21 protein-coding genes are annotated in these 21106 nt (G+C 70.6%); 8 read left to right on the top strand and 13 right to left on the bottom strand.

What is annotated here, in order from left to right:
- Positions 1-22: 22 nt before the first annotated feature.
- The gene (locus tag F1721_RS01815) at positions 23-1588 is read right to left on the bottom strand and encodes a type 1 periplasmic-binding domain-containing protein (RefSeq protein ID WP_150064716.1); all 1566 of its coding nucleotides are present in this window, start codon (positions 1586-1588) and stop codon (positions 23-25) included.
- Positions 1589-1601: 13 nt separating this feature from the next.
- On the bottom strand, positions 1602-3389 hold the full coding sequence (locus tag F1721_RS01810) for a hypothetical protein (RefSeq protein WP_150064715.1): 1788 nt from the start codon (positions 3387-3389) through the stop codon (positions 1602-1604).
- A 226-nt stretch (positions 3390-3615) separates the two neighbouring features.
- Here F1721_RS01810 and F1721_RS35570 point away from each other — a divergent pair, with 226 nt between their 5' ends.
- A complete protein-coding gene (locus F1721_RS35570; RefSeq protein WP_387511805.1) occupies positions 3616-3969 on the top strand; it encodes a WXG100 family type VII secretion target in 354 nt (117 codons plus the stop codon).
- A 312-nt stretch (positions 3970-4281) separates the two neighbouring features.
- Here F1721_RS35570 and F1721_RS01805 read toward each other — a convergent pair whose 3' ends face one another.
- Positions 4282-5151 (bottom strand): LysR family transcriptional regulator, encoded by an 870-nt coding sequence (locus tag F1721_RS01805; RefSeq protein ID WP_150064714.1) that lies wholly within the window; start codon positions 5149-5151, stop codon positions 4282-4284.
- 71 nt (positions 5152-5222) lie between these two features.
- On the opposite strand from F1721_RS01805, the gene F1721_RS01800 reads away from it, so the two are divergent.
- The 3 genes from F1721_RS01800 to F1721_RS01790 are packed head-to-tail and all read left to right on the top strand — an operon-like array spanning position 5223 to position 7297.
- Positions 5223-5639 carry an ester cyclase gene (locus F1721_RS01800; protein WP_150064713.1) on the top strand — a complete coding sequence of 139 codons (417 nt, stop codon included), beginning with the start codon at positions 5223-5225 and terminating at the stop codon, positions 5637-5639.
- Positions 5629-6387: an SDR family NAD(P)-dependent oxidoreductase gene (locus F1721_RS01795; RefSeq protein ID WP_150064712.1), complete on the top strand. Its 759-nt coding sequence runs from the start codon at positions 5629-5631 to the stop codon at positions 6385-6387. The genes F1721_RS01800 and F1721_RS01795 overlap by 11 nt, the downstream gene beginning before the upstream one ends.
- A 1-nt stretch (position 6388) precedes the next feature.
- Positions 6389-7297, top strand: coding sequence for an alpha/beta hydrolase family protein (locus tag F1721_RS01790; protein WP_150064711.1), 909 nt, complete (start codon positions 6389-6391; stop codon positions 7295-7297).
- A 7-nt stretch (positions 7298-7304) separates the two neighbouring features.
- Here F1721_RS01790 and F1721_RS34265 read toward each other — a convergent pair whose 3' ends face one another.
- Complete coding sequence (locus F1721_RS34265) at positions 7305-7448, bottom strand: hypothetical protein (RefSeq protein WP_170301309.1); 144 nt, start codon at positions 7446-7448, stop codon at positions 7305-7307.
- On the opposite strand from F1721_RS34265, the gene F1721_RS35565 reads away from it, so the two are divergent.
- From F1721_RS35565 to F1721_RS01775, 3 genes are all read left to right on the top strand, one after another.
- Positions 7426-8070 (top strand): DUF5753 domain-containing protein, encoded by a 645-nt coding sequence (locus tag F1721_RS35565; RefSeq protein WP_350940390.1) that lies wholly within the window; start codon positions 7426-7428, stop codon positions 8068-8070. The two genes, F1721_RS34265 and F1721_RS35565, sit on opposite strands and share 23 nt — an antisense overlap.
- Positions 8063-8200 carry a DUF397 domain-containing protein gene (locus tag F1721_RS01780; protein WP_150064975.1) on the top strand — a complete coding sequence of 46 codons (138 nt, stop codon included), beginning with the start codon at positions 8063-8065 and terminating at the stop codon, positions 8198-8200. Before F1721_RS35565 ends, F1721_RS01780 begins: the two co-directional genes overlap by 8 nt.
- Before the next feature lie 149 nt (positions 8201-8349).
- On the top strand, positions 8350-10167 hold the full coding sequence (locus F1721_RS01775) for a CocE/NonD family hydrolase (protein ID WP_170301321.1): 1818 nt from the start codon (positions 8350-8352) through the stop codon (positions 10165-10167).
- A gap of 58 nt (positions 10168-10225) precedes the next feature.
- Here F1721_RS01775 and F1721_RS01770 read toward each other — a convergent pair whose 3' ends face one another.
- The 3 genes from F1721_RS01770 to F1721_RS01760 are packed head-to-tail and all read right to left on the bottom strand — an operon-like array spanning position 10226 to position 12062.
- Entirely contained in the window at positions 10226-10573 is a 348-nt protein-coding gene (locus tag F1721_RS01770) for an arsenate reductase ArsC (RefSeq protein ID WP_387511864.1), read from the bottom strand.
- A 59-nt stretch (positions 10574-10632) separates the two neighbouring features.
- Positions 10633-11709: an ACR3 family arsenite efflux transporter gene (gene arsB, locus F1721_RS01765; protein ID WP_150064707.1), complete on the bottom strand. Its 1077-nt coding sequence runs from the start codon at positions 11707-11709 to the stop codon at positions 10633-10635.
- A complete protein-coding gene (locus F1721_RS01760) occupies positions 11706-12062 on the bottom strand; it encodes an ArsR/SmtB family transcription factor (protein WP_150064706.1) in 357 nt (118 codons plus the stop codon). The genes arsB and F1721_RS01760 overlap by 4 nt, the downstream gene beginning before the upstream one ends.
- 71 nt (positions 12063-12133) lie before the next feature.
- Between F1721_RS01760 and F1721_RS01755 the strand changes: the two genes are divergently transcribed.
- Entirely contained in the window at positions 12134-12556 is a 423-nt protein-coding gene (locus tag F1721_RS01755; protein WP_150064705.1) for an ArsI/CadI family heavy metal resistance metalloenzyme, read from the top strand.
- Here F1721_RS01755 and F1721_RS01750 read toward each other — a convergent pair.
- The 6 genes from F1721_RS01750 to F1721_RS01725 form a co-directional block, all read right to left on the bottom strand.
- Positions 12499-14178, bottom strand: coding sequence for a DUF885 domain-containing protein (locus tag F1721_RS01750; protein WP_150064704.1), 1680 nt, complete (start codon positions 14176-14178; stop codon positions 12499-12501). The genes F1721_RS01755 and F1721_RS01750 overlap by 58 nt on opposite strands.
- Before the next feature lie 49 nt (positions 14179-14227).
- Positions 14228-15523 (bottom strand): family 43 glycosylhydrolase, encoded by a 1296-nt coding sequence (locus F1721_RS01745; protein WP_150064703.1) that lies wholly within the window; start codon positions 15521-15523, stop codon positions 14228-14230.
- Positions 15524-15887: 364 nt separating this feature from the next.
- Positions 15888-17651, bottom strand: a complete 1764-nt coding sequence (locus F1721_RS01740; RefSeq protein WP_150064974.1) for an acetyl/propionyl/methylcrotonyl-CoA carboxylase subunit alpha — start codon at positions 17649-17651, stop codon at positions 15888-15890.
- Between the two features lie 60 nt (positions 17652-17711).
- Entirely contained in the window at positions 17712-17969 is a 258-nt protein-coding gene (locus F1721_RS01735) for an acyl-CoA carboxylase epsilon subunit (protein ID WP_150064702.1), read from the bottom strand.
- A 22-nt stretch (positions 17970-17991) separates the two neighbouring features.
- Positions 17992-19629 carry an acyl-CoA carboxylase subunit beta gene (locus tag F1721_RS01730; protein WP_150064701.1) on the bottom strand — a complete coding sequence of 546 codons (1638 nt, stop codon included), beginning with the start codon at positions 19627-19629 and terminating at the stop codon, positions 17992-17994.
- Positions 19630-19852: 223 nt separating this feature from the next.
- The gene (locus F1721_RS01725; RefSeq protein WP_150064700.1) at positions 19853-21031 is read right to left on the bottom strand and encodes a TetR/AcrR family transcriptional regulator; all 1179 of its coding nucleotides are present in this window, start codon (positions 21029-21031) and stop codon (positions 19853-19855) included.
- Positions 21032-21106: the final 75 nt, after the last annotated feature.

Raw genomic sequence — 21106 nt, 5'->3', positions numbered from 1 at the left:
CCCCGGGGGTGCCCTCCACCGGTCACCGGCAGCGCGGGGTCGGGACGTAGGACTCGGCGTCCTTCGGGTCGGTGCGGATGCGGCCCGATGCGGAGACCACCTCGGGGCGGATCTCCGAGGTGGGGCGCGGATCGCCCGCCTCGAGGCTGAACACCGAGATCGGTTTGTCCTCCGGGTGGCCGACGCAGTCGAAGGACAGGAAGCCGCTGGCGCCCGCCAGCTGGTCCGTGCCGTGCATCCGGTGGAACTGCGAGGTGACCGACTTCGGGGTGACGACGTCCACGTCGTGCGTGGTGCCCGCCGCGCGCTGGATCGCGGTGACCGCCACCCCGACCGCGTCGAACGACGTGGTCGCCATGCCGTCACCCGCCGAATCGTCCTGGAACTCGCGGAAGTAGCCGCTGCGGAAGTACTCGACCACCGAGCGGTCGAAGGCCCACGGGGCGACGTCCCAGGCGGCCGGGCTGGACAGGTGGGTGTACTCGACCGTGGTTCCCGGCGAGAGGTTGCTGCGGATCTCGTCCACACCCGCGATGTCCACCACGCTGTCCAAGGTCAGCACCCGCAGCTCCACGTCGGGGCAGCGCCGCTCCGCCAGCACGTTCAGCAAGGTGCTCAGGTCCCGGTACCTGCCGGAGAAGAAGAGCACGTCCGGCTTGGCGACGCAGATGTTGCGGACGATCGGGTCGAACGCGTTGGCCGAGCTGCCGAGCTCGGTGTTGTAGGTCTCCGGCCGCAGCAGCTGGCCGCCGGTTCGCGGGTACACCTCGTTGAAGGCCGACGCCAGGTCGGTGGCCAGCAGGTCGGACTGGTTCTCGTCCTGCACCAGCATCGCGCGGCGACTGCCGTTCAGCCGCTGCTGGACCACGGCCTCCACCTGCTCGGTGTTCGACGGCGCGACCCGCACCAGCCCGCTGAACCGGCCCGCGCTCTCGTCCTCGGTGAAGGCATCGGCGGTGATCGTCGCACCGACCATCGGAATTCCGGCCGCGGACAGCTCGCGGACCGCCGACCTGGTGCCCTCGTGGCTCTGCCCCAGACCGGCCACCGCGACCACCCGGTCCGGGGTGGACCGCGCGGCCTTGATCTGCTCCACCACCGGCGCCCACTGCTGGAACTGGCTGCCCGGGTTCGTCGGCAGCAGCCGGATCAGCGGGAAGTCACCGCCCCAACCGGTCTTGCGCGAGCCCGGCTGCCCGCGCAGCACCGGGTCGTTCGCCCGGACCTGCGCCAGGTAGGCGCCCTGCAGGCCGTTGCGGGTGGCCTCGGTGGTGATGGTGTCCTCGCCGGTCAGCGTCATCGGGGCGAGGTAGGCGATGCTGACGTAGTTGCCCGCCGCCTCGACGCGCTTGTTCTCCTCCTCGATCTTCGCCAGCACGCCGGACAGGTCCGGGTGGAACTCGAACGACCCGTCGGAGAGCCCGACGCACTCGCCGGTCTCCGCGACCCGCTGGATGCCCGCCGCGCACCAGCGCGACTGCCACACCCAGGTCACCACCCCGGCGACCACCAGCAGGACGACCGCGGACAGCACCAGCACCTTCCGGCGGTTCTTGCGCCACCACGTCTGCTCCAGGTAGATGCCCACCGCTGCCTCCAGGTCAGGCGTACTTCTCGCTCTCGCCGAAAAACACCACGAATCCCGCACGGGCCTGCCGCGCCAGCTGCTCGAACTCGCTGCGCGCGATGCCGCGCAGGGTGCGGCCCGGATCGCCGAGCGGATCGGACATCAGCCACTTCGCCGCGACCAGCCGCGCCAGGTCCCCGTCCGCCGCCGGGACCGTCCGGGCGAGCTCCTCGACCTGCTCGCGGGGTTCCCGGTCGGTGCGCAACCGGTTGGGGGCGGCGGTGATCAGGTCCAGCCGTTCCAGCCACGGCCGCACGTCGGCTTCGGTGTCGATCTCCTCGAACTGCCGCTGCAGGTGCGCCACCACCGCGCCGAGGTCCTGCAGGGCGAGCGCGTGGTAGAGCGCCAGCGCGGTGTTGCCGTTCTCGCGGTGGTGCTGCCGGTGCCGGTCGTGCACCACGACCCAGCGCTCCGGGTGGTCGTCCGGCCGGTTCGCCAGCTCGTGGAGCAGCAGGCGGCGCAGCCAGGGGTGCAGCGCGAGCCGGTTCTCGCGGTCCAGCACGGTCCACAACCGCGTGCGAACCTCGTGCAGCGCCCCCGCGTCGTCGTCGCTGCCGAGGCGGACCTCCGCGCGGGTCGCCAGCTCCAGGTTCGGCGCCGCCGACAGCCCGACCAGGACTTCCCGCTGCGCGGGGTCGAAGTCCTGCAGCAGGTAGTCGCGCGCCCGCTCGGCGAGCGAAGGCCCGTCCGCGGCGCGGTGCTCCAGGAAGCCCCGCATCGCCGGTCCCGAAGCCTGATCGCCGAGCGCGGTGCGGACCTCCCGCATGCCCCACGGGTGACCGCGGGTCAGCTCGTGCACGAACGGTGCGGTCCCGGCGGCGAACCGGCCGACCTCCACGACCTCGGTGGACGTCAGGTCGCGCAGCTCGACCGGGTACCACCAGGAGTCCGGGCCGCGGTCCAGCTCGCGGCGGTCCGCCCAATCGGCGAGCCCGGCCTGCTCCGGGGAGCGCGCGCTCCCCTGCCGCCCCCACCGGGGGTGCCACTGCCGACTGGTGCCGACCACCACCAGCGGATCGGGGTCCCGCCGGTGCCGCTGGCGGTTGTGCAGCAGCAGGTCGAGGAACTGCATGCCGTTGGGCGAGTCGACGTTGTCCAGCAGCGCCACGCAGTTGGCCTTGCGCCGCCCGCCGCGCCCCCGGTAGGCCTCCCGCAGGTCGGCGAGGAACGCCGCGCAGAACACCTCGTCCATCAGCCCGCTGTCGGCGACCCCGATGTCGACCAGCACGTCCTGCAGGTTCGGCGACCGCTGCGGCGTGGCCTCGCGGAGCTCGGAGGCCCGGCGCAGCCTGCGCCGCCAGCTCAGCGCCTCGCGCCCGCGCAACAATGTGCTGACGGCCAGCGGAAACCACCACGGAACCACCCCGGCCTGCGTGACGCTGTCGACGACCCCGTCGACCACCTTGTTCGTGCGTTCGGAGAACTCCGCGTCGGCCGCCAGCGAATCCCGCACCTGGGCGAGCGCCTTCTCCCGGTTCTCCTGGTTCAGCTGCGCGCCCTTGACCAGCAGGCACAGCCAGAGCTGCCGGAAGTCGATGCGCGAATGCCCTTCGAACTTGCGGCTGAGGTTGAAGGCCAGCTCGGTGACGATCGCCCGCGGCGGCTTGACGGCCCGCTCCAGGTCGGAGTGGGCGTAAGGCACCCGATCCCCGCACCGCTCCCGAATGTCGGCCAGCGCAGCGGTCTTCCCGCTCCCCCGCGGCCCGACCAGCACGACGACGGGCAGATCCGCCCGTTCGGCCGCCCCCGGACCCCGCCGCACGCACGAACCGATCAGGTCCTCGACAACACCGGAACGCCCCGCTAAACCGCCACCACCAACCATCCGGCCCACACCCCCGTGATCAAGCCAGCGGGTAACTGTCCCGCCACGTCCGGTCACCCGTCAAGCGAAAACCCCAAAACCGCCCCACCGGCCGCGCCCACCCCGTCCTGATCACAATCCGGCCCGAATCGGTTGATCATCGATCCGCCGCCATCTACGACTGTTGCGGGGTCTTGAGTTCCAGGGCGATGAGCTGGACCGGTTCGCCGTCCGTTGCGCCGCGATCGGCGAAGCGTGGGAAAGCGTCCGAGACGCCACCGGCCAGATCCGCACGAAGCTGGCCGACCTCGACACCTCGCTCGGACCGCTGCGCGCGACCTGGACCGGCGAAGCCGCGGAAAGCTTCGAAGTCGCCCGCGCGACGTGGGTCCGCGAAGCCGAGGAGCGAGGTCGACGTCTCGATCGAGGAACTGCGCCGCGCAGCGCGGTCGTTCTACGGCCTCCAACAGCCCCCGTGACCTCCAGACGCCGTTCATCGACCACTTCACCACCGCCGTCGGCGTCGGCTCTGCGGTGAACCTGATTCGCACCAACCCGTACCAGTAAATCCGCGCCGGGAGCGTCCAGGAGCCCAGCGCCGAGGAGATCCTGTTCGCCAGCGAACTGGTCCGGCTGATCGCGAGCGCTTCGGTGTGGGGTGGCGGAATCTTGCTCCGCGGTTTCGGGCGGTGGGCGAAGCGGGACAGGATCGAGGCCGACTCCTTGGTGCGCGACTTGCCCAGGCTGATGCTCGACGCCCGGGCTGCGAACAAGGTTCTCCACGTTGCTCTTGCCGACCTTCCGGAATCCACAATGGATCACGTTTCTGCCCTGCTGATCGAAGAGGTGATCAACCGCTTAATGCGGTCACGGCCGACATGCGGAACGCGGCCACCAGTCGGCTGCTGTCCGCGGCCCGGGTCGCCACGACGATGTGGCTCGGTTCGACGCCGTGCAGCGGGATGGTGGTGAGGTCGGGTCGGGTGCCGCCGGTGTGCAGGGCGGCCGGGATGATGGCCACGGCCTGCCCGGCGGCGACGTGTTCGAGCTTGTCCTCGATGGTCTCGACCGAGGGCCCGCCGGGGGCGGGGCGGCCTCCCGGCCGCGGGTCGATGCGCCAGTACGCGTCCCATTCCGGATCCGGGAAGCGGGGGATCGGCTCGCCCTCGATGTCGTCGAGCGTGACCGACTCCTTTCCCACCAGCCGGTGCCCGACCGGTACGAGCAGCATCTTCGGCTCGTCGCAGAGGACCGTCACGTCCAGGCCGTCGGTCTGCAGCGGCAGCCGGGTGATCGCCGCGTCGACCCGCCGGTCGAGCAGGGCCTGGCGCGGCTCGTTCCACTTCAGGTGCAGCGTGCGCACATCGGCGTCGGGGTGTTCGTGCCGCAGGTTCCGCACCACCGGGGTGACGATCAGGCCCGCGGTGTAGCCGACGGTGATCCGGGTAGGCCGCGCGGCGGCCCGGGCGGCGGCCGTGGCCTGCTGGGCCGAGCGCACCAAGGCGCGTGCGTGGGGGAGGAATGCCTCTCCCGCTTCGGTGAGCCGCGTGCCTTGTCGCGTCCGGTCGAAAAGCCGCGCACCCACCTGGGCTTCGAGCTGGCTGATCTGCCGGCTCAGCGACGGCTGCGCGATGTGCAGCTCGGCCGCGGCTCGGCCGTAGTGCAGATGCGACGCGACGGTGGTGAAGTAGCGCACCAGCCGAATGTCGAGATCTGTCATGCCTGAATGGTATGACGTGTTCCGGAACAGGTCTTTGATGACCGAGAGTCTGCGTCCCTACCGTGAGATCCATGGCAAACGACAATGAAATCGCGGTCCGGCGTTTCTACGAGGCACTCTCCACCGGTGACAGCGCGCTGGTGGATGATGCCCTCGCCGCCGGCTGGGAGGCCGTCCCGGCCCTGCGCGCCGGGGGCGGCCCAGAGGGATGGAAGGCGAACATTGCCCACCTTCGTGGTGTGTTCGGTGATCTGACCATCGAGATCGAGCACGTCGTCGTGAACCGGGACATGGTCGCAGTGCGGACGGTCAGCCGCGGGAAGCACACCGGCGAGCTGCTCGGCGTCGAGGGCACCGGCCGCGAGGTCGAGTTCCGGGCGGCCGACTTCCACCAGGTGGTCGACGGCCGCATCGTGCGGACCTGGCACCTGGAGGACTACTTCTCGATCGCCACCCAGATCGGACTGGAGTTCACCCGTGGCGCTTGACGGAAAGACGGCGGTGGTGACCGGGGCGGCCCGGGGCATCGGATACGCATACTGCCAGCGGCTCGCCGCGGACGGCGCGCACGTGGTCGCCGTCGACATCGACGACCCGGTGGACGCCGTGAGCGAGCTGACGGGCGGCGGCGACAAGCTGGGACTGGTGTGCGATATCAGTGATCCGTCGCAGGTCGACGCCGTGACCGGCACGGTCCTCGACCGGTACGGGCGCTGCGACATCCTCGTCAACAATGCCGGCATCTTCCCCTCCACCGACCTTGAGCACATGTCGATCGAGCTGTGGCGCGAGGTGCAGGCGGTCAACGTCGAGTCGATCCTGCTCTTCGCTCGGGCGTTCGCGCCGGGGATGCGGGCCGCAGGGTGGGGGCGCATCGTCAATACCGGCTCGGGCATCACCCTGACCCAGAACCGCGACCTCGCGTACATGACCAGCAAGGGCACCGTGCACGTGCTGACCCGGGCGCTCGCCAACGAACTCGGCGACAGCGGAATCACGATCAACGCGATAGCACCCGGCCTGGTGGCGACCCAGGGCTTCCTGGGCCGGGCCCGGCCCAACGGCCCGACAACCGACGAGGTGCTCGCCCGTGTGACGGCCCTGCAGACCATCAAGCGCCAGTCGGTCGCGGCGGACCTCAGTAACGCCCTGGGCTTCCTGGTCTCCGACGACGCCGACTTCATCACCGGCCAGATCCTGCACGTCGACGGCGGCATGACACGTACGGGAGCCTGACATGCTCGAAGCCATCGCCGACCGTTTCAGCACCTCGCCACGCTCGCCCGTGCTGCACTCCCCCGCCGAGCACGGGCTGGACTTCGAGGACGTCACGTTCCCCTCCGAGGACGGCATTCCGCTCGAAGGCTGGTTCGTGCCGGCCCCCGGCTCCGACCGGATCGTGATCGTCAACCATCCACGGTTCTTCAGCCGCTCGGGGCTGCCGTCCCATCTGGAGCCCTGGCGGTCGGTCAACGGCGAGACCGGCAATGACATCGAGGTCGACTTGGTCCCGGACATCGCGCTCCTGCACGCCGCCGGCTACCACGTCCTCGCCTACGACCTGCGCAACTTCGGCCTCAGCGGCGCCGCCAACGGTGGCGTGACCACCAGCGGCAGATTCGAGTCGCGCGACGTCGTTGGGTCGCTGCGGTATGCGCGGTCGCGTCCTGACCTGCGCGGGTCGCGGATCGCGCTGTTCAGCCGATGCCTGGGCGCCGATGCCACGCTGTTCGCGATGCAGCGGGCCCCGCAGGAGTTCACGGACGTCTGCTGCCTGGTCGCGTGCCAGCCGCTGTCGCCGCGCGCGGTTCTGGAGCGAACGCTCGAGCGGCGTTGCATCCCGGCCGAGCGGATGGAGGAGCTGGACCGGCTGATCAGACTCCGCACCGGCTTCGGCCTCGACGAGATGTCCCCGGTCGAGACCGGCGCGGCCGGCAGCGTCCGGGTGCCGACGCTCGTCTACCAGGTCCACGACGACCTCATGACGCGGCCGGCCGATGTCCAGTCCATGTTCGACGCCATCCCCTCGGACGTGCCGAAGGAGCTGTTCTGGATCCACGGCACCACGCGCCGCTGGGACGGATACCTGCACTTCCAGAAAGACCCGGACCGCATTCTGGAGTGGCTTGCCGACCACATGGACTAGTGGTTTGTCATGCGGACTTGGCCGGATATTCGGTCCACTGCCGGATCGGTGACCCGGGCGCGAAGCGGACCTTCGGCTCGGCGCGGCCGTTCCGGCAGCGTATGAAGGCGGTGTTCTGCTCGTCGTAGGTGCGGTGGTCGGTGCCGTTCAACGCGAAGCAGCGCAGGGCCCGCAAAGGCCGACTCGATCCAGATCAGCCACGAGCCGTAGGTCGGCAAGAAGACCAGTTCGATGTCGTTATCAGCCGCTCAGGTGCGGACCTCGGCGTGCCGGTGCGGGGAGAAGTTGTCCAGCACGATGTACAGCTTCTCCCCGGCCCAGCGCTTGCGCTGGCGGATCCGGTAGTCGCCAGGCGGGTGGCGATTCGGGTTGGCAGGCGCGAGGTGATCACGCGTGATCAGCCCGCCGAGTTCGTCGCATTCATCGGTGGGGCTGCCCTGCGGCAGATCATCGGTTCCCGAGAACTGCTTTCGGCACAGCTGAGGCACCTCCTCCAGATGGCTCGCCGACCTAACGTCGACCTGCGGGGACTCCGGCACGACAGCGGGTCGCACCCCGCGCTGGAAGGGCCGTCCCACCTCATCGAAACCGAGGACTCGACCGTGGTGCTATTGGAGATGCGGAACTCCGCCCTGTTCCTGCACGAGCCGCAGGATGTGAGCAGCTACCGACAAGCTGCAGCGCGCGTGCTCGGCGCTGCTATGAGCCCGACGGGGTCTGCCAAGCTGATAGAGCACATCGCCGAAAGCGCGGAGGGATCCCGTGATCCGTAAAACGACCTGGCGAAAGTCGAGCTACAGCACCGAAACCGGAACCTGCGTCGAACTGGCCACCTCCTTAGACCGAATCCGCGACTCCAAGGACCCGTTCGGCCCAACGCTTCGGGTTGACGTTGCCGGGTAGGTGCGCGCCGTCAAGGACGGGCGGTTCGACCGCTGATCACCTCTCGTACCGCCCGCGGCCGCCGGTCGCGGGCGGTTCCGCGTAACCCCGCGCTGGTCTGATCGTTGATCTCCCCGACGTGCTGGGAGGTCATCATGCGGCGCTGCTGGTTGGCACTGTTACTCGCTCTGGCGATGGTTCTCGCCGGGTTGACCACGGCTTCCGCGCGGGTCGGGTGGACTGCCCGCGCCGAGGAGTACCCCGGGGTCGCCACGGAGACCGACGTCTCGATCCCCATGTCCGACGGGATCGTGCTGCGCGGGGACATCCAGCGGCCCGCCGATGCCGACGGGAATCCCGTCGAGGGCCGGTTTCCCGTGCTGGTGACCATCACCGCCTACAACAAGTCCGTGCTGAACGGGCCCGCGTCGGTCGCTCTCGGCGATCCCAGCTACTTCGTCAAGCGCGGGTACGTGCAGGTCACCGTGGATGCGCGCGGTACCGGCAGCTCCGGTGGGTCGTGGGCGGCGTTCAGCGAGCGGGAGAACACCGACGCCGGGGAGATCGTCGAGTGGGCCGCCTCCGCCGAACGGCCGTGGAGCAGCGGTTCGGTCGGGATGCACGGGCCTTCGTACATGGGGATCAGCCAGCTGTTCGCCGCCGCCAACCGGCCCGCCGGGCTGAAGGCCATCTTCCCGCAGGTCCCGGCCGCCGACACCTACCGCGATGTGGTCGCCTCCGGTGGTGCGCTCGACGTCGGGTTCATCCCGCTGTGGTTGGGCCTGGTCACCGGGACCGGGCTCATCCCGCCCGCCTACGGCCCCGCCGAGCCGGACAACGCGCTGCAGATGTACCTCTCGCGGATCCAGGGCGCCACCGGGTTCACCGCGCCGCTGCTGCTCTCCGCGACGTTGGGGCTGGATTCGGCCTTCGACGGGCCGTTCTACGCCGAGCGCTCGCCGATCAACGTGGTCGACCGCATCGACGTGCCGACGTTCCTCGTCGGCGGCGAGTACGACCTGTTCCAGCGCGGCACGCCGATGCTGTTCGACCGGCTCCGCGAACGCGGCGTGCCCACCAAGATGATCCTCGGCCCGTGGGACCACCTGCAGGCCAGCACGGGCGCCGGTGTCGAGGACGCCGGGCACGGCACGCTGCAGGAACTCCAGCTGCGCTGGTTCGACCACCACGTGCGCGGTCTGCCCGACCCCGCACTGGACGCCGACATCCCACCGCTGACCTGGCACGAGATCGGCTCCGGCCAGTGGCACCAGGCGCAGGACTGGATCGACGAGCAGCGGGCCACCACGTTCCAGCTCTCCGGCACCTCCTTCCCCGGCGCCCCGGGCGAACTCGTCGCGGACGGCGTCGAGCCGGGGCGGAGCACCGTTGCGCCGATCCCGGTCTCCGGGCTGTGCACCCGCTCGGCCAACCAGTGGACCGCGGGACTTCCCAACGCCGTCGGGCTCGGGAAGCTGTGCGAGGACAACCGCTGGAACGACCTGTCCGGCGCGGTTTTCGAGACCGAGCCGGTGACCGAGCCGCTGCGGGTGCGGGGCCCGATCAACGCGCACCTCAACGTCTCGACGCCGACCGGCAACGGCATGCTGTCGGTCTCGGTGTCGTCGGTGTCCCCCAGCGGCGAGGTCGACCGCCTGACCGGCGGCTGGCAGGTGCTCTCCCACCGCGCGCTGGACGAATCCCGCTCCCGCTACCTCGACGGCCAGCTGATCCAGCCGTACCACCCGTTCACCAAGGAAGCCCAGAACCTGCTTCAGCCCGGCGAGGTCGCACCGGTCGACGTGGAGGTCTTCCCCACCGGCGCGGTGATCCCACCCGGCCACAAGCTGCGGATCTCCGTGCAGGCCTACGACGTCCCGCATCTGCTCCCGACGGTCCGCGACCTGCCCGCAGCCCTGTCCCCGCTGACCATCCACACCTCGCCGGAGCAGCCGTCGACACTCACCCTGCCAGCGCTGCCCAGGTGATCGTGAGCGCTTTCCGGTGCCACAGCACCAGAAAGCGCTCACGAGCCCCCCACCTGCACTACCGGGGGACGAGCTCGGCCAGCAGGTCCAGGACGCGGCGCTCGATGTCGTCGCGGATCTCGCGGACCTGCTCGACGCCCTTCCCCGCCGGATCGGTGAGCTCCCAGTCCAGGTAGCGCTTGCCCGGGAACACCGGGCAGGCATCGCCGCAGCCCATGGTGATCACCACGTCGGAGGCCTCGACGGCGTCGGTGGTGAGCTTCTTGGGCACTTCGTGCGACAAGTCGAGACCGAGCTCGGCCATCACCGCCACAACAGCGGGGTTGATGGTCTCGGCCGGGGCGGACCCGGCCGAGCGCACGGCGACCCGGCCCTCGGCGTGGTGCTGGAGCAGCGCTGCGGCCATCTGGGAGCGCCCGGCGTTGTGGACGCAGACGAACAGGACTTCGGGGGTGCGGGGCACGGTCACTCCGGGGTTCTCACGAGTTCGGCGTCGGGTGCGGTGAACCAGCGGCGGGCCGCCAGCGAGACGTAGACCAGCGCGACCAGCACCGGGACCTCGATGAGCGGGCCGACCACACCGGCGAGGGCTTGGCCGCTGGTGACGCCGAAGGTCGCGATGGCCACCGCGATGGCGAGCTCGAAGTTGTTGCCCGCCGCGGTGAACGACAGCGTCACCGAGCGCTCGTAGTTCAGCCCGATGGCCTTGCCCAGCGCGAAGGAACCCGCCCACGTGATCGCGAAGTAGGCCAGCAGCGGCACGGCGATGCGCGCGACGTCGAGCGGGTTGGAGGTGATCGCGTCGCCCTGCAGGGCGAAGAGGACCACGATGGTGAACAGCAGGCCGTAGAGGGCGACCGGGCCGATCTTGGGCAGGAACCGGGACTCGTACCACTCGCGGCCCTTGGCGCGTTCGCCGAGCTTGCGGGTGAGGTACCCGGCCACCAGCGGGATGCCGAGGAAGATCAGCACTGACTTGGCGATCTGCCACGCCGAGACCTCCAGCCCGACCTGCGGCAGGCCGAGCCAGCCCGGCAGCACCGAGAGGTAGAACCAGCCGAGCCCGGCGAAGGCGATCACCTGGAACACCGAGTTCAGCGCCACCAGCACCGCGGCGGCTTCGCGGTCGCCGCAGGCCAGGTCGTTCCAGATGATCACCATGGCGATGCAGCGCGCCAGGCCCACGATGATCAGCCCGGTGCGGTACTCCGGCAGGTCGGGCAGGAACACCCAGGCCAGCGCGAACATCACCGCCGGGCCGACGACCCAGTTGATCAGCAGCGAGGAGACCAGCAGCCGCCGGTCACCGGTGACGGTGTCCAGCCGGTCGTAGCGGACCTTGGCCAGCACCGGGTACATCATGACCAGCAGGCCCAGGGCGATCGGCAGCGAGATCCCGTCGACCTGCACCGCGTCCAGCGCCGGACCGAGGCCCGGGACCCAGCGCCCGGCGAGCAGCCCCACCACCATCGCGGCGCCGATCCACACCGGCAGCAGCCGGTCCAGCGTCGACAAGCGGGCCATCGCGGAGTCCCGGGTCATGCGGTCGCCACCTCTGCGCCGTCGGCGGGCACGAGCACGCTCGACACCGCGCGCAGCGTCTCCGGGCGGACCCGGTAGTAGATCCAGGTGCCGCGGCGCTCGCCCTCGATGACCCCGGCCTCGCGCAGCACTTTGAGGTGGTGCGAGATCGTCGGGCCGGACAGCTCGAACGCCCCGGTCAGATCGCACACGCAGGCCTCACCGCCCGCGTGCGAGGCGATCAGCGACAGCAACCGCAGGCGCACCGGCTCGCCGATCGCCTTGAACACCCGCGCCAGCTCCGCCGACCGCTCCGCGGTCAGCGGCTCCCGCATGACCGGCGAGCAGCACAGCTCGACGTCCTGTTTCGACATGCCTCTAACTTGACACACATCAAAACAGGCGCGCAAGCTTGATTCGACATCCATCTGGACAAGGAGCCGTGATGTCGCGCGTTCAACTCGCCCTCCGGGTCGGTGACCTGGAAGGATCGATCTCCTTCTACACCAAGCTGCTCGGCGCGGAACCGGCCAAGCGCCGCCCCGGCTACGCCAACTTCGCCATCGCCGACCCGCCGCTCAAGCTCGTCCTGCTGGAGGGCGAGCCGGGCCAGGACACGGTCATGGACCACCTCGGCGTCGAGGTGGACGACACCGCGACCGTCGAGGCCGCCACCGAACGGCTGGCCGCGCTGGGCCTGTTCACCCAGGTCGAGAACGACACCACCTGCTGCTACGCCCGCCAGGACAAGGTCTGGGTGCACGGCCCCGGCCGCGAGCCCTGGGAGGTCTACGTGGTCAAGGGCGATTCTCAGACCGCGGGCCAGGCCCCGGACCTCCGCGTCGAGCCGGAGGCGTGCTGCAGCTGATCAGCGGTCCAGTTCCCGACGACCTCGGCCAGCACGGTCATCGGCAGCGGGCCGCCGGTGAGCACGAGGTCGTGGAAGGCCGCGAGGTCGAACCCGGTGCCGAGCGCGCGCTCTGCACCGGCTCGCAGCCGCTGGATCTCCAGGCGCCCCACCACGTACGACAGCGCCTGGCCGGGCCACTCGACGTAGCGGTCGACCTCGACGTGGGCGTCCACTTCGGACAGCAGGGTGTGCTGGAGCATGAAGTCGACCGCCTGCTGGCGGGTCCAGCCCCGCGCGTGCAGGCCGGTGTCGACCACCAACCTGGCGGCGCGCAAGGAGTCCTCCGCGAGCATGCCCAGCCGGGCGAGGTCACCGGAGTACAGCCCCATCTCGTCGGCCAACCGCTCGGCGTACAGCGCCCACCCCTCGACGAAGGCGTTGATGTCCGCGAGGCCGCGCAACTTCGGCAGCCCCTCGACCTCCTGCGCGAGCGCCAGCTGGAAGTGGTGCCCCGGCACGGCTTCGTGGAACGCCACCGCCTCCGCGGTGAACCGCTCGCGCTCCTCGGCCCGGTAGGTGTTGGCGAAGTAGGTCCCCGGCCGCGAACCGTCCAGCGCGGGCCGGTTGTAGTAGGCGGACACGTTGGGCGCCTCGTTGTCGGGAACGGCCTCGACCGCGCAACGCCCGTTCGGCACCCGCCGGAACCAGCCCACCGCCGCCCGCTCCGCGCGCTCGACGGTCTCGCGCGCCGTGCTCAGCACCTCCCCCGGGCTCCCCCACCGCAGCGCCGGGTCCGTGCGGAGCCGCTCCCGCACCTCCTCCGCGGTCGTGGCGCCGAAGACCCGCGAACCGATCTCGACGTACTCCGCCGCCAGCTCCTCGATGAGGTCCAGACCCGTCCGGTGCAGGTCGTCCGGCGCGCGTTCGGTCGTCGTGTGCACGCGCGACAGCGCCTCGTACACCGCCCCGCCCTCGGGCAACCAGCACAAACCCGGCTGCTCGTCCGGCCTTCCGCGCGGCACCAGCTCGGTGTCGATCACCTCGCGGTAGCGCGCGAACGCCGGGCGGACCACGTCTGCCAGCAGGCGCTCGCGTTCAGCGGCCCTCGATCCGCTCAGCGTCGGCTTGCGGAGCGGATCGGGACCCGCGAGGTACTGGTCGAGGCTCGCCACGGCGGCGCGCCCCAGGTAGGCCAGCGGAAGCCGTCCCGCCGCCGCACCAGCGCGGTGCCGTTCGGCGGCGGCAGCGAGATAGCCCGGAATCGCGGCCAACCTGTCCAGGTGAGCGCGTTCCGCGTCGTCCCCGACCGGCTGCACCTGCGGAAGCCCGTGCAACAGCGCCCCGGCGGGCGAGGTCAGCTGGAACGCGAGCGTGTGCTCGACCAGCCGGGCGTCGACCCGCGCGACCAACGCCATCGCCTGCTGCACCACAACGGCCCGGGTCACGTCGTCCTGCCCGTCGAGCCCGGCGGCCCGCCGCGCGATGTCCTCGGCATCGGCCTTGCGAGCGAGATCCCCGGCCTCCGTGAGATCGGGCAGCTGGTGGTCGTACCCGCGAACGCCCAGCGCCGTGGCCGCCAGGGGATCCTCCCGGTGCAGCAGCGCGAGCAGCTCGTCAGCGGGCCGGATCACCGTCGTCATGCGGCGTTGGTACCCGACCGCTCACCCCGGCGTCACCGGATTTTCCCGGTCAGCGCTCCCTGCGCTGGACGTAGATCCGGTTGCCCTGCGGGCCGGTCCACTCCATCCGCACCACACCGGCCACCGCGGCGTCGTCCTTCCGCGACGGGTCGGCCCAGTACCCGGCGACCGGGTTCCGGAAGAAGGTCGCCCACAGCTGGCCGTCGGCATCCGCGAAGAGGTTGTTGTGCCCGGCTCCGACACCGGCGGTCCAGCGCTTCGAGTACGGCCCCTCGAAGTTGTCCGCGACCGCGATGATCGCGTCGTACTGGTACCGCTCGGCCTCGGGCGTGTTGTAGGCGTACCGGGTGCTGCCGTCGGGGCTCTCGGACCTCCGGTTCCAGGCAGCGTGCACCAGGTAGTACTTGCCCTCGTGCTTGAACACGTGAGCGCCTTCGAGGTACGGCTCCGGCGAGTAGGGCGCCTGCTCGAACTTCGGGAGGTTCGTCGGCTGCACGATGTCCTCCATGTCGTCCCGGAACTCCGAGTACAGGTGGTTGTGCAGCACCAGCCACGCCCTGTCGCCTTCGGTGTGGAGGCCACCGTCGATGTGGTGGTAGACCTGCGGGTCGATCCACTCCGGCCCGCCGGGCGCCAGATCGCCGAACGGCTTGTCGAGGTTCCCCTCGACGACCCGGTACGGCCCCTCGATGCCGCCCTCGCTCTTGAGCAGGAACGAGCCGACCTTCCGGGAGTGGTCGCCCATGCACGCGACGATGTACCAGGCACCGCGGAAGTAGTGCACCTCCGGTGCCCACACGTTGCCGCGCTTGCCGTGCTCCTCGTCGTACCAGTGCTCCTGCCACGGGGCGACGACGGTGCGCCCGGGCTCGTTCTCGCCGACGAACTCCGGTGACCACACCTTGCCCTTCTCCGCACCGGGCCGGATCCCGGTGGTGTCCACCAACTCCCAAGGCCCGTCGAGGGATTCGGCGACCCAGATGAAAATGCCGTCGTTCCAAGGAGAGGAGCTCTTGAGACCGGCAGCGCGGGTGGTGCCCGTGGCGACGTAGCGCGGCTTCCCGCCGACGACGAAGCAGTTGACGTAGGTGTCCCGGATCCAGACCCGGCCGAGCTCCTCGTCCCGGGGGCGGAGCTCGAGCTCGAGAACGCGCGAGTTGTCGTCCCGCGGCCACAGGTCCTTCCGGGTGTCCGCAGCGCCGTAGGGCTTCACGCCCGGCCAGTTCGGCGGGTACTCCTCCTGCGACGAACCTTCGTTCGCCCAGGTGACGACGGGCAGCACACCCGCCAGTCCGAGGGTGCCCGCGGTCCCCAGCAGCAGGGTCCGCCGGTTCAGGTGCGGCATCGACGTTCTCCTCGCTGTGCTCGGCCACCTCGCTCACCGCATCAGCCTCGTGATCGACGCTACACGGACCCCGCGAAGTCGATGCCCGAGCAAGCGACCAGTCGTCCCGGATCCTCCCCGCGAGCAGGTGAACTCGATCGCAACCGGACGACGAGCTCCGGGCGCAGGTGGTTGACCGGATCGGTCCGCCGGTTCCCGCAGGTCTCCGTGCGGGACCGCCCGCGCCACCAGTCCGAGGGCGGCAAGATCAACGAGCTCCCGACCACCGGCGAGCGGTGCTGACGCGACCCGCAGGCGGCAAGAGCCGGATGGCCGTGGATCTCGGGGTTCGCACCCGAGCCCCACGGCCATCGCGGAGTCGCGATCAGTCCTTGATCTCGCAGAGGGTGGTGCCCTGGGAGACCGAGTCGCCCGGCTGGGCCGACAGGCCCGTGATCGTGCCCGCCTTGTGGGCCGTCACCGGGTTCTCCATCTTCATCGCTTCCAGGACCGCGATCTGCTCGCCCGCTTCGACCTGCTGGCCGTCGGTGACCGCCACCTTGACGATGGTGCCCTGCATCGGCGCCGTCACCGCGTCGCCGGAGACCGCCGCCCCGGCCTTGCCCGCGGACCGCTTGCGCGGCTTGGCCTTCGCCGCCGGGGCGGCTCCGGACACCGCCAGCTCCGCGGGCAGCGTCACCTCGAGGCGGCGGCCGCCGACCTCGACGGTGATGGTCTGGCGCGCCTCCGGCTCCGGCACTTCAGCACCACCGGTGAACGGCTCGATGGTGTTGTCGAACTCGGTCTCGATCCAGCGGGTGTGCACGCTGAAGCCGTCGGTGCCGGTGAACGCCGGGTCGCGCACGATCACGCGGTGGAACGGCAGGACCGTGGCCATGCCCTCGACGACCATCTCGTCGAGCACGCGCCGCGAGCGCTCCAGCGCCTGCTGGCGGTCCGCGCCGGTCACGATCACCTTGGCCAGCAGCGAGTCGAACTGCCCGCCGATCACGCTGCCGGACTCCACGCCCGCGTCCACCCGCACGCCCGGGCCCTGCGGCACCACGAAGCGGGTCACGGTGCCGGGCGCGGGCAGGAAGCCGCGACCGGCGTCCTCGCCGTTGATGCGGAACTCGATGGAGTGGCCGCGCGGCTGCGGGTCCTCGGTGAGCTCCAGCTTCTCCCCCGCCGCGATGCGGAACTGGCCGCGTACCAGGTCGATGCCGGTGGTCTCCTCCGACACCGGGTGCTCCACCTGCAGCCGGGTGTTGACCTCCAGGAACGAGATCGTCCCGTCCAGCCCGACCAGGAACTCCACGGTGCCCGCGCCGTAGTAGCCCGCCTCGGCGCAGATCGCGCGGGCCGCCTCGTGGATGGTGCGGCGCTGCTCGTCGCTGAGGAACGGCGCCGGGGCCTCCTCGACCAGCTTCTGGTGGCGGCGCTGCAGCGAGCAGTCGCGGGTGCCCACCACGATCACGTTGCCGTGCTGGTCGGCCAGCACCTGGGCCTCCACGTGCCGCGGCCGGTCCAGGTAGCGCTCCACGAAGCACTCGCCGCGGCCGAACGCGGTCTCGGCCTCGCGCACCGCCGAGGCGTAGAGCTCGGGGATCTCCTCGATGGTCCGGGCGACCTTCAGCCCGCGGCCACCACCGCCGAAGGCGGCCTTGATGGCCACCGGCAGACCGTGCTCCTCGGCGAAGGCCACCACCTCGTCGGCGCCGGACACCGGGTCCTTGGTGCCGGGCACCAGCGGCGCACCGGCGCGGGTGGCGATGTGCCGGGCGGTGACCTTGTCGCCGAGGTCGCGGATCGCCTGCGGCGACGGGCCGATCCAGATCAGCCCGGCGTCCAGCACTGCCTGCGCGAAGTCGGCGTTCTCGGACAGGAACCCGTAGCCGGGGTGCACCGCGTCGGCTTCCGAGCGCTTGGCCACGTCGATGATCTTGTCGATGTTCAGGTACGACTCGCCGGGCGTCGAACCGCCCAGCGCGAAGGCCTCGTCGGCCATCCGCACGAACTGCGCGTCCGCGTCCGGCTCGGCGTACACCGCGACCGAGGCGATGTCCTCGTCCTTGCAGGCGCGGATCACCCGAACCGCGATCTCACCGCGGTTGGCGATCAGGACCTTGCTGATCGGCGTCACGTCCACAGCGGTCAACTCCTCAACTCCCGGCGCGACGCCGGACGACACTGGCGAAAACTCATCTGGTCAGCCCGGCAGCGCCGAAGCGCGCCAGGCGTGCGGGCCGGGGCGCAACGGCCGCCGCCCCGCGGGGTGGCGGACCGCCGCGGCCGGGTCGCCCCACAGCGACATCGGCTCGCGCTGCTGCGGCTCGGCCGAAGCCGCCTGGGCCGCGGCCAGCCCGGTCAGCGCGGCGGTCAGCGCGGCGAGCTCGGCCTCGTCGGGATCACCGCGCACGATGCGCAGCACCGGCCGCTCCGGCACCGCATCCGCGTCGTGGCTCATTGCGCACCTCCTCCGGCAACCGTCACAGCGGGATGTTGCCGTGCTTCTTCGCGGGCAGGCTCTCCCGCTTGTCGCGCAGCATCCGCAGCGACCGCGCCACGTACCCGCGGGTGAACGACGGCGGGATCACCGAGTCGACGTAGCCGCGCTCGGCGGCGACGTACGGGTTGCACAGCGTGTCCTCGTACTCCTGCTGCAGCCGCGCGCGCACCGCTTCGACGTCCTCGCCGTTCTCCGCGGCCTCGGCCAGCTGGCGCCGGTAGAGGATGTTGACCGCGCCCTGCGCGCCCATCACCGCGATCTGCGCGGTCGGCCAGGCCAGGTTGACGTCCGCGCCGAGGTGCTTGGAGCCCATCACGTCGTAGGCGCCGCCGTAGGCCTTGCGGGTGATCACGGTGACCAGCGGGACGGTCGCCTCGGCGTAGGCGTAGAGCAGCTTCGCGCCGCGGCGGATGATGCCGTTCCACTCCTGGTCGGTGCCCGGCAGGAAGCCCGGCACGTCCACGAAGGTCAGCACCGGGATGTTGAACGCGTCGCAGGTCCGCACGAACCGCGCCGCCTTCTCGCTGGCGTCGATGTCCAGGGTGCCGGCGAGCTGGGTGGGCTGGTTGGCCACCACGCCCACCGGGCGGCCCTCGACGCGCCCGAAGCCGGTGATGATGTTCGGCGCGAACAGCGCCCCGACCTCCAGGAAGTCCTCGTCGTCCACGACGTGCGCGATGACCTGGAGCATGTCGTAGGGCTGGTTCGGCGAGTCCGGGATCAGCGTGTCCAGCTCGCGGTCGAAGTCGCCGATGGAGTCCGCGATCGCGCCCTCACCGATCTCGGCGTCGAAGACCGGCGCCTCGGCGAGGTTGTTGCTCGGCAGGAACGACAGCAGCTCCTTGACGTAGCCGATGGCGTCGTCCTCGTCGCTGGCCAGGTAGTGCGCGTTGCCCGAGCGGGAGTTGTGCGTGCGGGCGCCGCCGAGGTCCTCGAAGGTGACGTCCTCACCGGTGACCGTCTTGATCACGTCCGGGCCGGTGATGAACATGTGCGAGGTCTGGTCGACCATCACGGTGAAGTCGGTGATCGCCGGCGAGTACACCGCACCGCCCGCGCACGGGCCCATGATCAGCGAGATCTGCGGGATCACGCCGGAGGCGTGGGTGTTGCGCTTGAAGATCTCGGCGTAGAGGCCCAGCGCCGCCACGCCCTCCTGGATCCGCGCGCCGCCGGAGTCGTTGATGCCGATCAGCGGGCAGCCGGTCTTGAGCGCCAGGTCCATGACCTTGACGATCTTCTCGCCGAAGACCTCGCCCAGCGAACCGCCGAAGACGGTGAAGTCCTGGGAGAACACGCACACCTTGCGGCCGTCGACGGTGCCGTAGCCGGTCACCACCCCGTCGCCGTAGGGGCGGTTGGCGTCCAGGCCGAAGTTCGTCGAGCGGTGCCGGGCGTGCTCGTCGAGCTCCACGAACGACCCCGGGTCCAGCAGCAGGTCGATCCGCTCGCGGGCGGTGTACTTGCCCTTGGCGTGCTGCTTGGCGACCGCGCGCTCCGAGCCGGCGTGCACCGCCTCGTCGTTCCGCCGGTACAGATCCGCCAGCTTGCCCGCGGTCGTGTGGATGTCCGGCACGTCCACCGGTGGCTGACCGACCGGCTCCGTCGCGCTGCTCATGCAACCAACCCGTCCTCGTAACCTGCTCGACCCCAGTATCCGCGCCCCGGCCGCGATCTCGGCGGGCGCAGCACTGGCCATCGCGGAGAGTAGTTCGACGGCCGTCGCCAAGTCAATGCGGAAGTGACCTGCTGGTAGCCGAACCTGTGGGGCAACTAGCTGCGAATTCGCCGGTTAAGTGAATGGCCGGTAGCCGTGATTCTCGCCCTGTGGCCGATCGCACTCAACCGATCGGGGTATCCAGCATCAACGCCGCCCCGACCCGCAGCAGCGCGTCCACGTCGCGGACCGCGCCGGTGCGCGCCATGTCGTTGGCCACCGTCAGCGCCGCCTGCACCAGGATCCGGGAGCGCACCTGGTCCAGCTCCGGCCGGGCCTCGCACAGCAGCCCGACCCACTCGGCCACGTAGGCGTGCTGGGTCTGCCGCGCCCGGTGCCGCTCGGCGTCCGGCAGGTGGTTGACCTCGCTGACCAGGATGTCGATGAAGCGCCCGTGGTCGAAGGCGAAGGTGATGTAGGAGCGCAGCAGCTCGCGCAGCGCGTCGTCGGCGGCCGGGGTGCTGGCCAGGGTGCGCTCGAGCTCGACCTCCAGCCACGCGTTGCCGCGGGTGATCACGGTGCCGAGCAGCTCCTGCTTGCTGGCGAAGTAGTTGTACAGGCTGGGCCCGGCGATCCCGGCCGCCGCGCCGACGTCCTCGGTGGTCACCTTGGTGTAGCCCGCGTCGGAGAACAGCCGCATCGCCGCGGCCAGCAGCAGCCGCCGCCGGGAGGCGCGCCCGGCGAACAGCGCCGCCCGCTGCTCGGAGTCGGCGCGACGCTCGGCGAAGCGGTGCGGGGACTGGTTGCCGATGACCACCACCATCGCCCGCAGCAGCTGCTCGAACTCCCGCCGCGGCAGGTCCACCTGGTGGTAGGACGGGCTGGTCAGCACGCTGAACATGCACCAGGCCCGGAACCGGGCGTCCTGACCGGTCAGCTCCGGCCGGAAGGCGCGGGCGACCTCGGCCAGGCCGCTGGCCACCTCGCGCAGCTCCTTGCGCAGCGCGTCGCGCTGCTCCTCGGGCAGCTGGCGGGCCTCGCGCTGCCAGAGCACACCCAGCTGCCGGTGCTCCAGCGCGGCCGCGGCCAGCCGCTCCACCACCTGGTCGAGGTCGGCGACCTCGGCGGTGATCTCGCTGAACGGGCGCAGCTCGTCGAGCACCACGCGGGTCAGCAGCTGCTGCTTGCCCGCGAAGTGCCGGTACAGCGCCGAGGAGCCGACGCCGACGGCCTCGGCGATGTCGCTCATGCCCACCCGCGCGTAGCCCTGGCGGTAGAACAGGTCCGCCGCGGCTGCGGTGATCAGCGCGCGCCGGTTGCGCGGACGCGTGTTGCGGGCAGGCGGGTTGGTCACCTCAGGCATCGTGTCCATCCCTTCCCCGGCCATCACGAGCATACTTCCGCACGGCTCGCGCCCGGTGCCAGAGCGGCATGGCCA

Source organism: Saccharopolyspora hirsuta (assembly GCF_008630535.1).
Classification (GTDB): Bacteria; Actinomycetota; Actinomycetes; order Mycobacteriales; family Pseudonocardiaceae; genus Saccharopolyspora; species Saccharopolyspora hirsuta.
The sequence above is the reverse complement of the archived record's forward strand: the minus strand, read 5'-3'. Positions and strand labels throughout refer to the sequence as shown.

Excerpts from the sequence above, each read along its gene's own strand:
- F1721_RS01805 (WP_150064714.1), bottom strand. The coding sequence starts at position 5,151 with ATGACAGATCTCGACATTCGGCTGGTGCGCTACTTCACCACCGTCGCG.
- F1721_RS01800 (WP_150064713.1), top strand. The coding sequence starts at position 5,223 with ATGGCAAACGACAATGAAATCGCGGTCCGGCGTTTCTACGAGGCACTC.
- F1721_RS01790 (WP_150064711.1), top strand. The coding sequence starts at position 6,389 with ATGCTCGAAGCCATCGCCGACCGTTTCAGCACCTCGCCACGCTCGCCC.
- F1721_RS01770 (WP_387511864.1), bottom strand. The coding sequence starts at position 10,573 with ATGGCCGCAGCGCTGCTCCAGCACCACGCCGAGGGCCGGGTCGCCGTG.
- arsB (WP_150064707.1), bottom strand. The coding sequence starts at position 11,709 with ATGACCCGGGACTCCGCGATGGCCCGCTTGTCGACGCTGGACCGGCTG.
- F1721_RS01760 (WP_150064706.1), bottom strand. The coding sequence starts at position 12,062 with ATGTCGAAACAGGACGTCGAGCTGTGCTGCTCGCCGGTCATGCGGGAG.
- F1721_RS01755 (WP_150064705.1), top strand. The coding sequence starts at position 12,134 with ATGTCGCGCGTTCAACTCGCCCTCCGGGTCGGTGACCTGGAAGGATCG.
- F1721_RS01750 (WP_150064704.1), bottom strand. The coding sequence starts at position 14,178 with ATGACGACGGTGATCCGGCCCGCTGACGAGCTGCTCGCGCTGCTGCAC.
- F1721_RS01745 (WP_150064703.1), bottom strand. The coding sequence starts at position 15,523 with ATGCCGCACCTGAACCGGCGGACCCTGCTGCTGGGGACCGCGGGCACC.
- F1721_RS01735 (WP_150064702.1), bottom strand. The coding sequence starts at position 17,969 with ATGAGCCACGACGCGGATGCGGTGCCGGAGCGGCCGGTGCTGCGCATC.
- F1721_RS01730 (WP_150064701.1), bottom strand. The coding sequence starts at position 19,629 with ATGAGCAGCGCGACGGAGCCGGTCGGTCAGCCACCGGTGGACGTGCCG.
- F1721_RS01725 (WP_150064700.1), bottom strand. The coding sequence starts at position 21,031 with ATGCCTGAGGTGACCAACCCGCCTGCCCGCAACACGCGTCCGCGCAAC.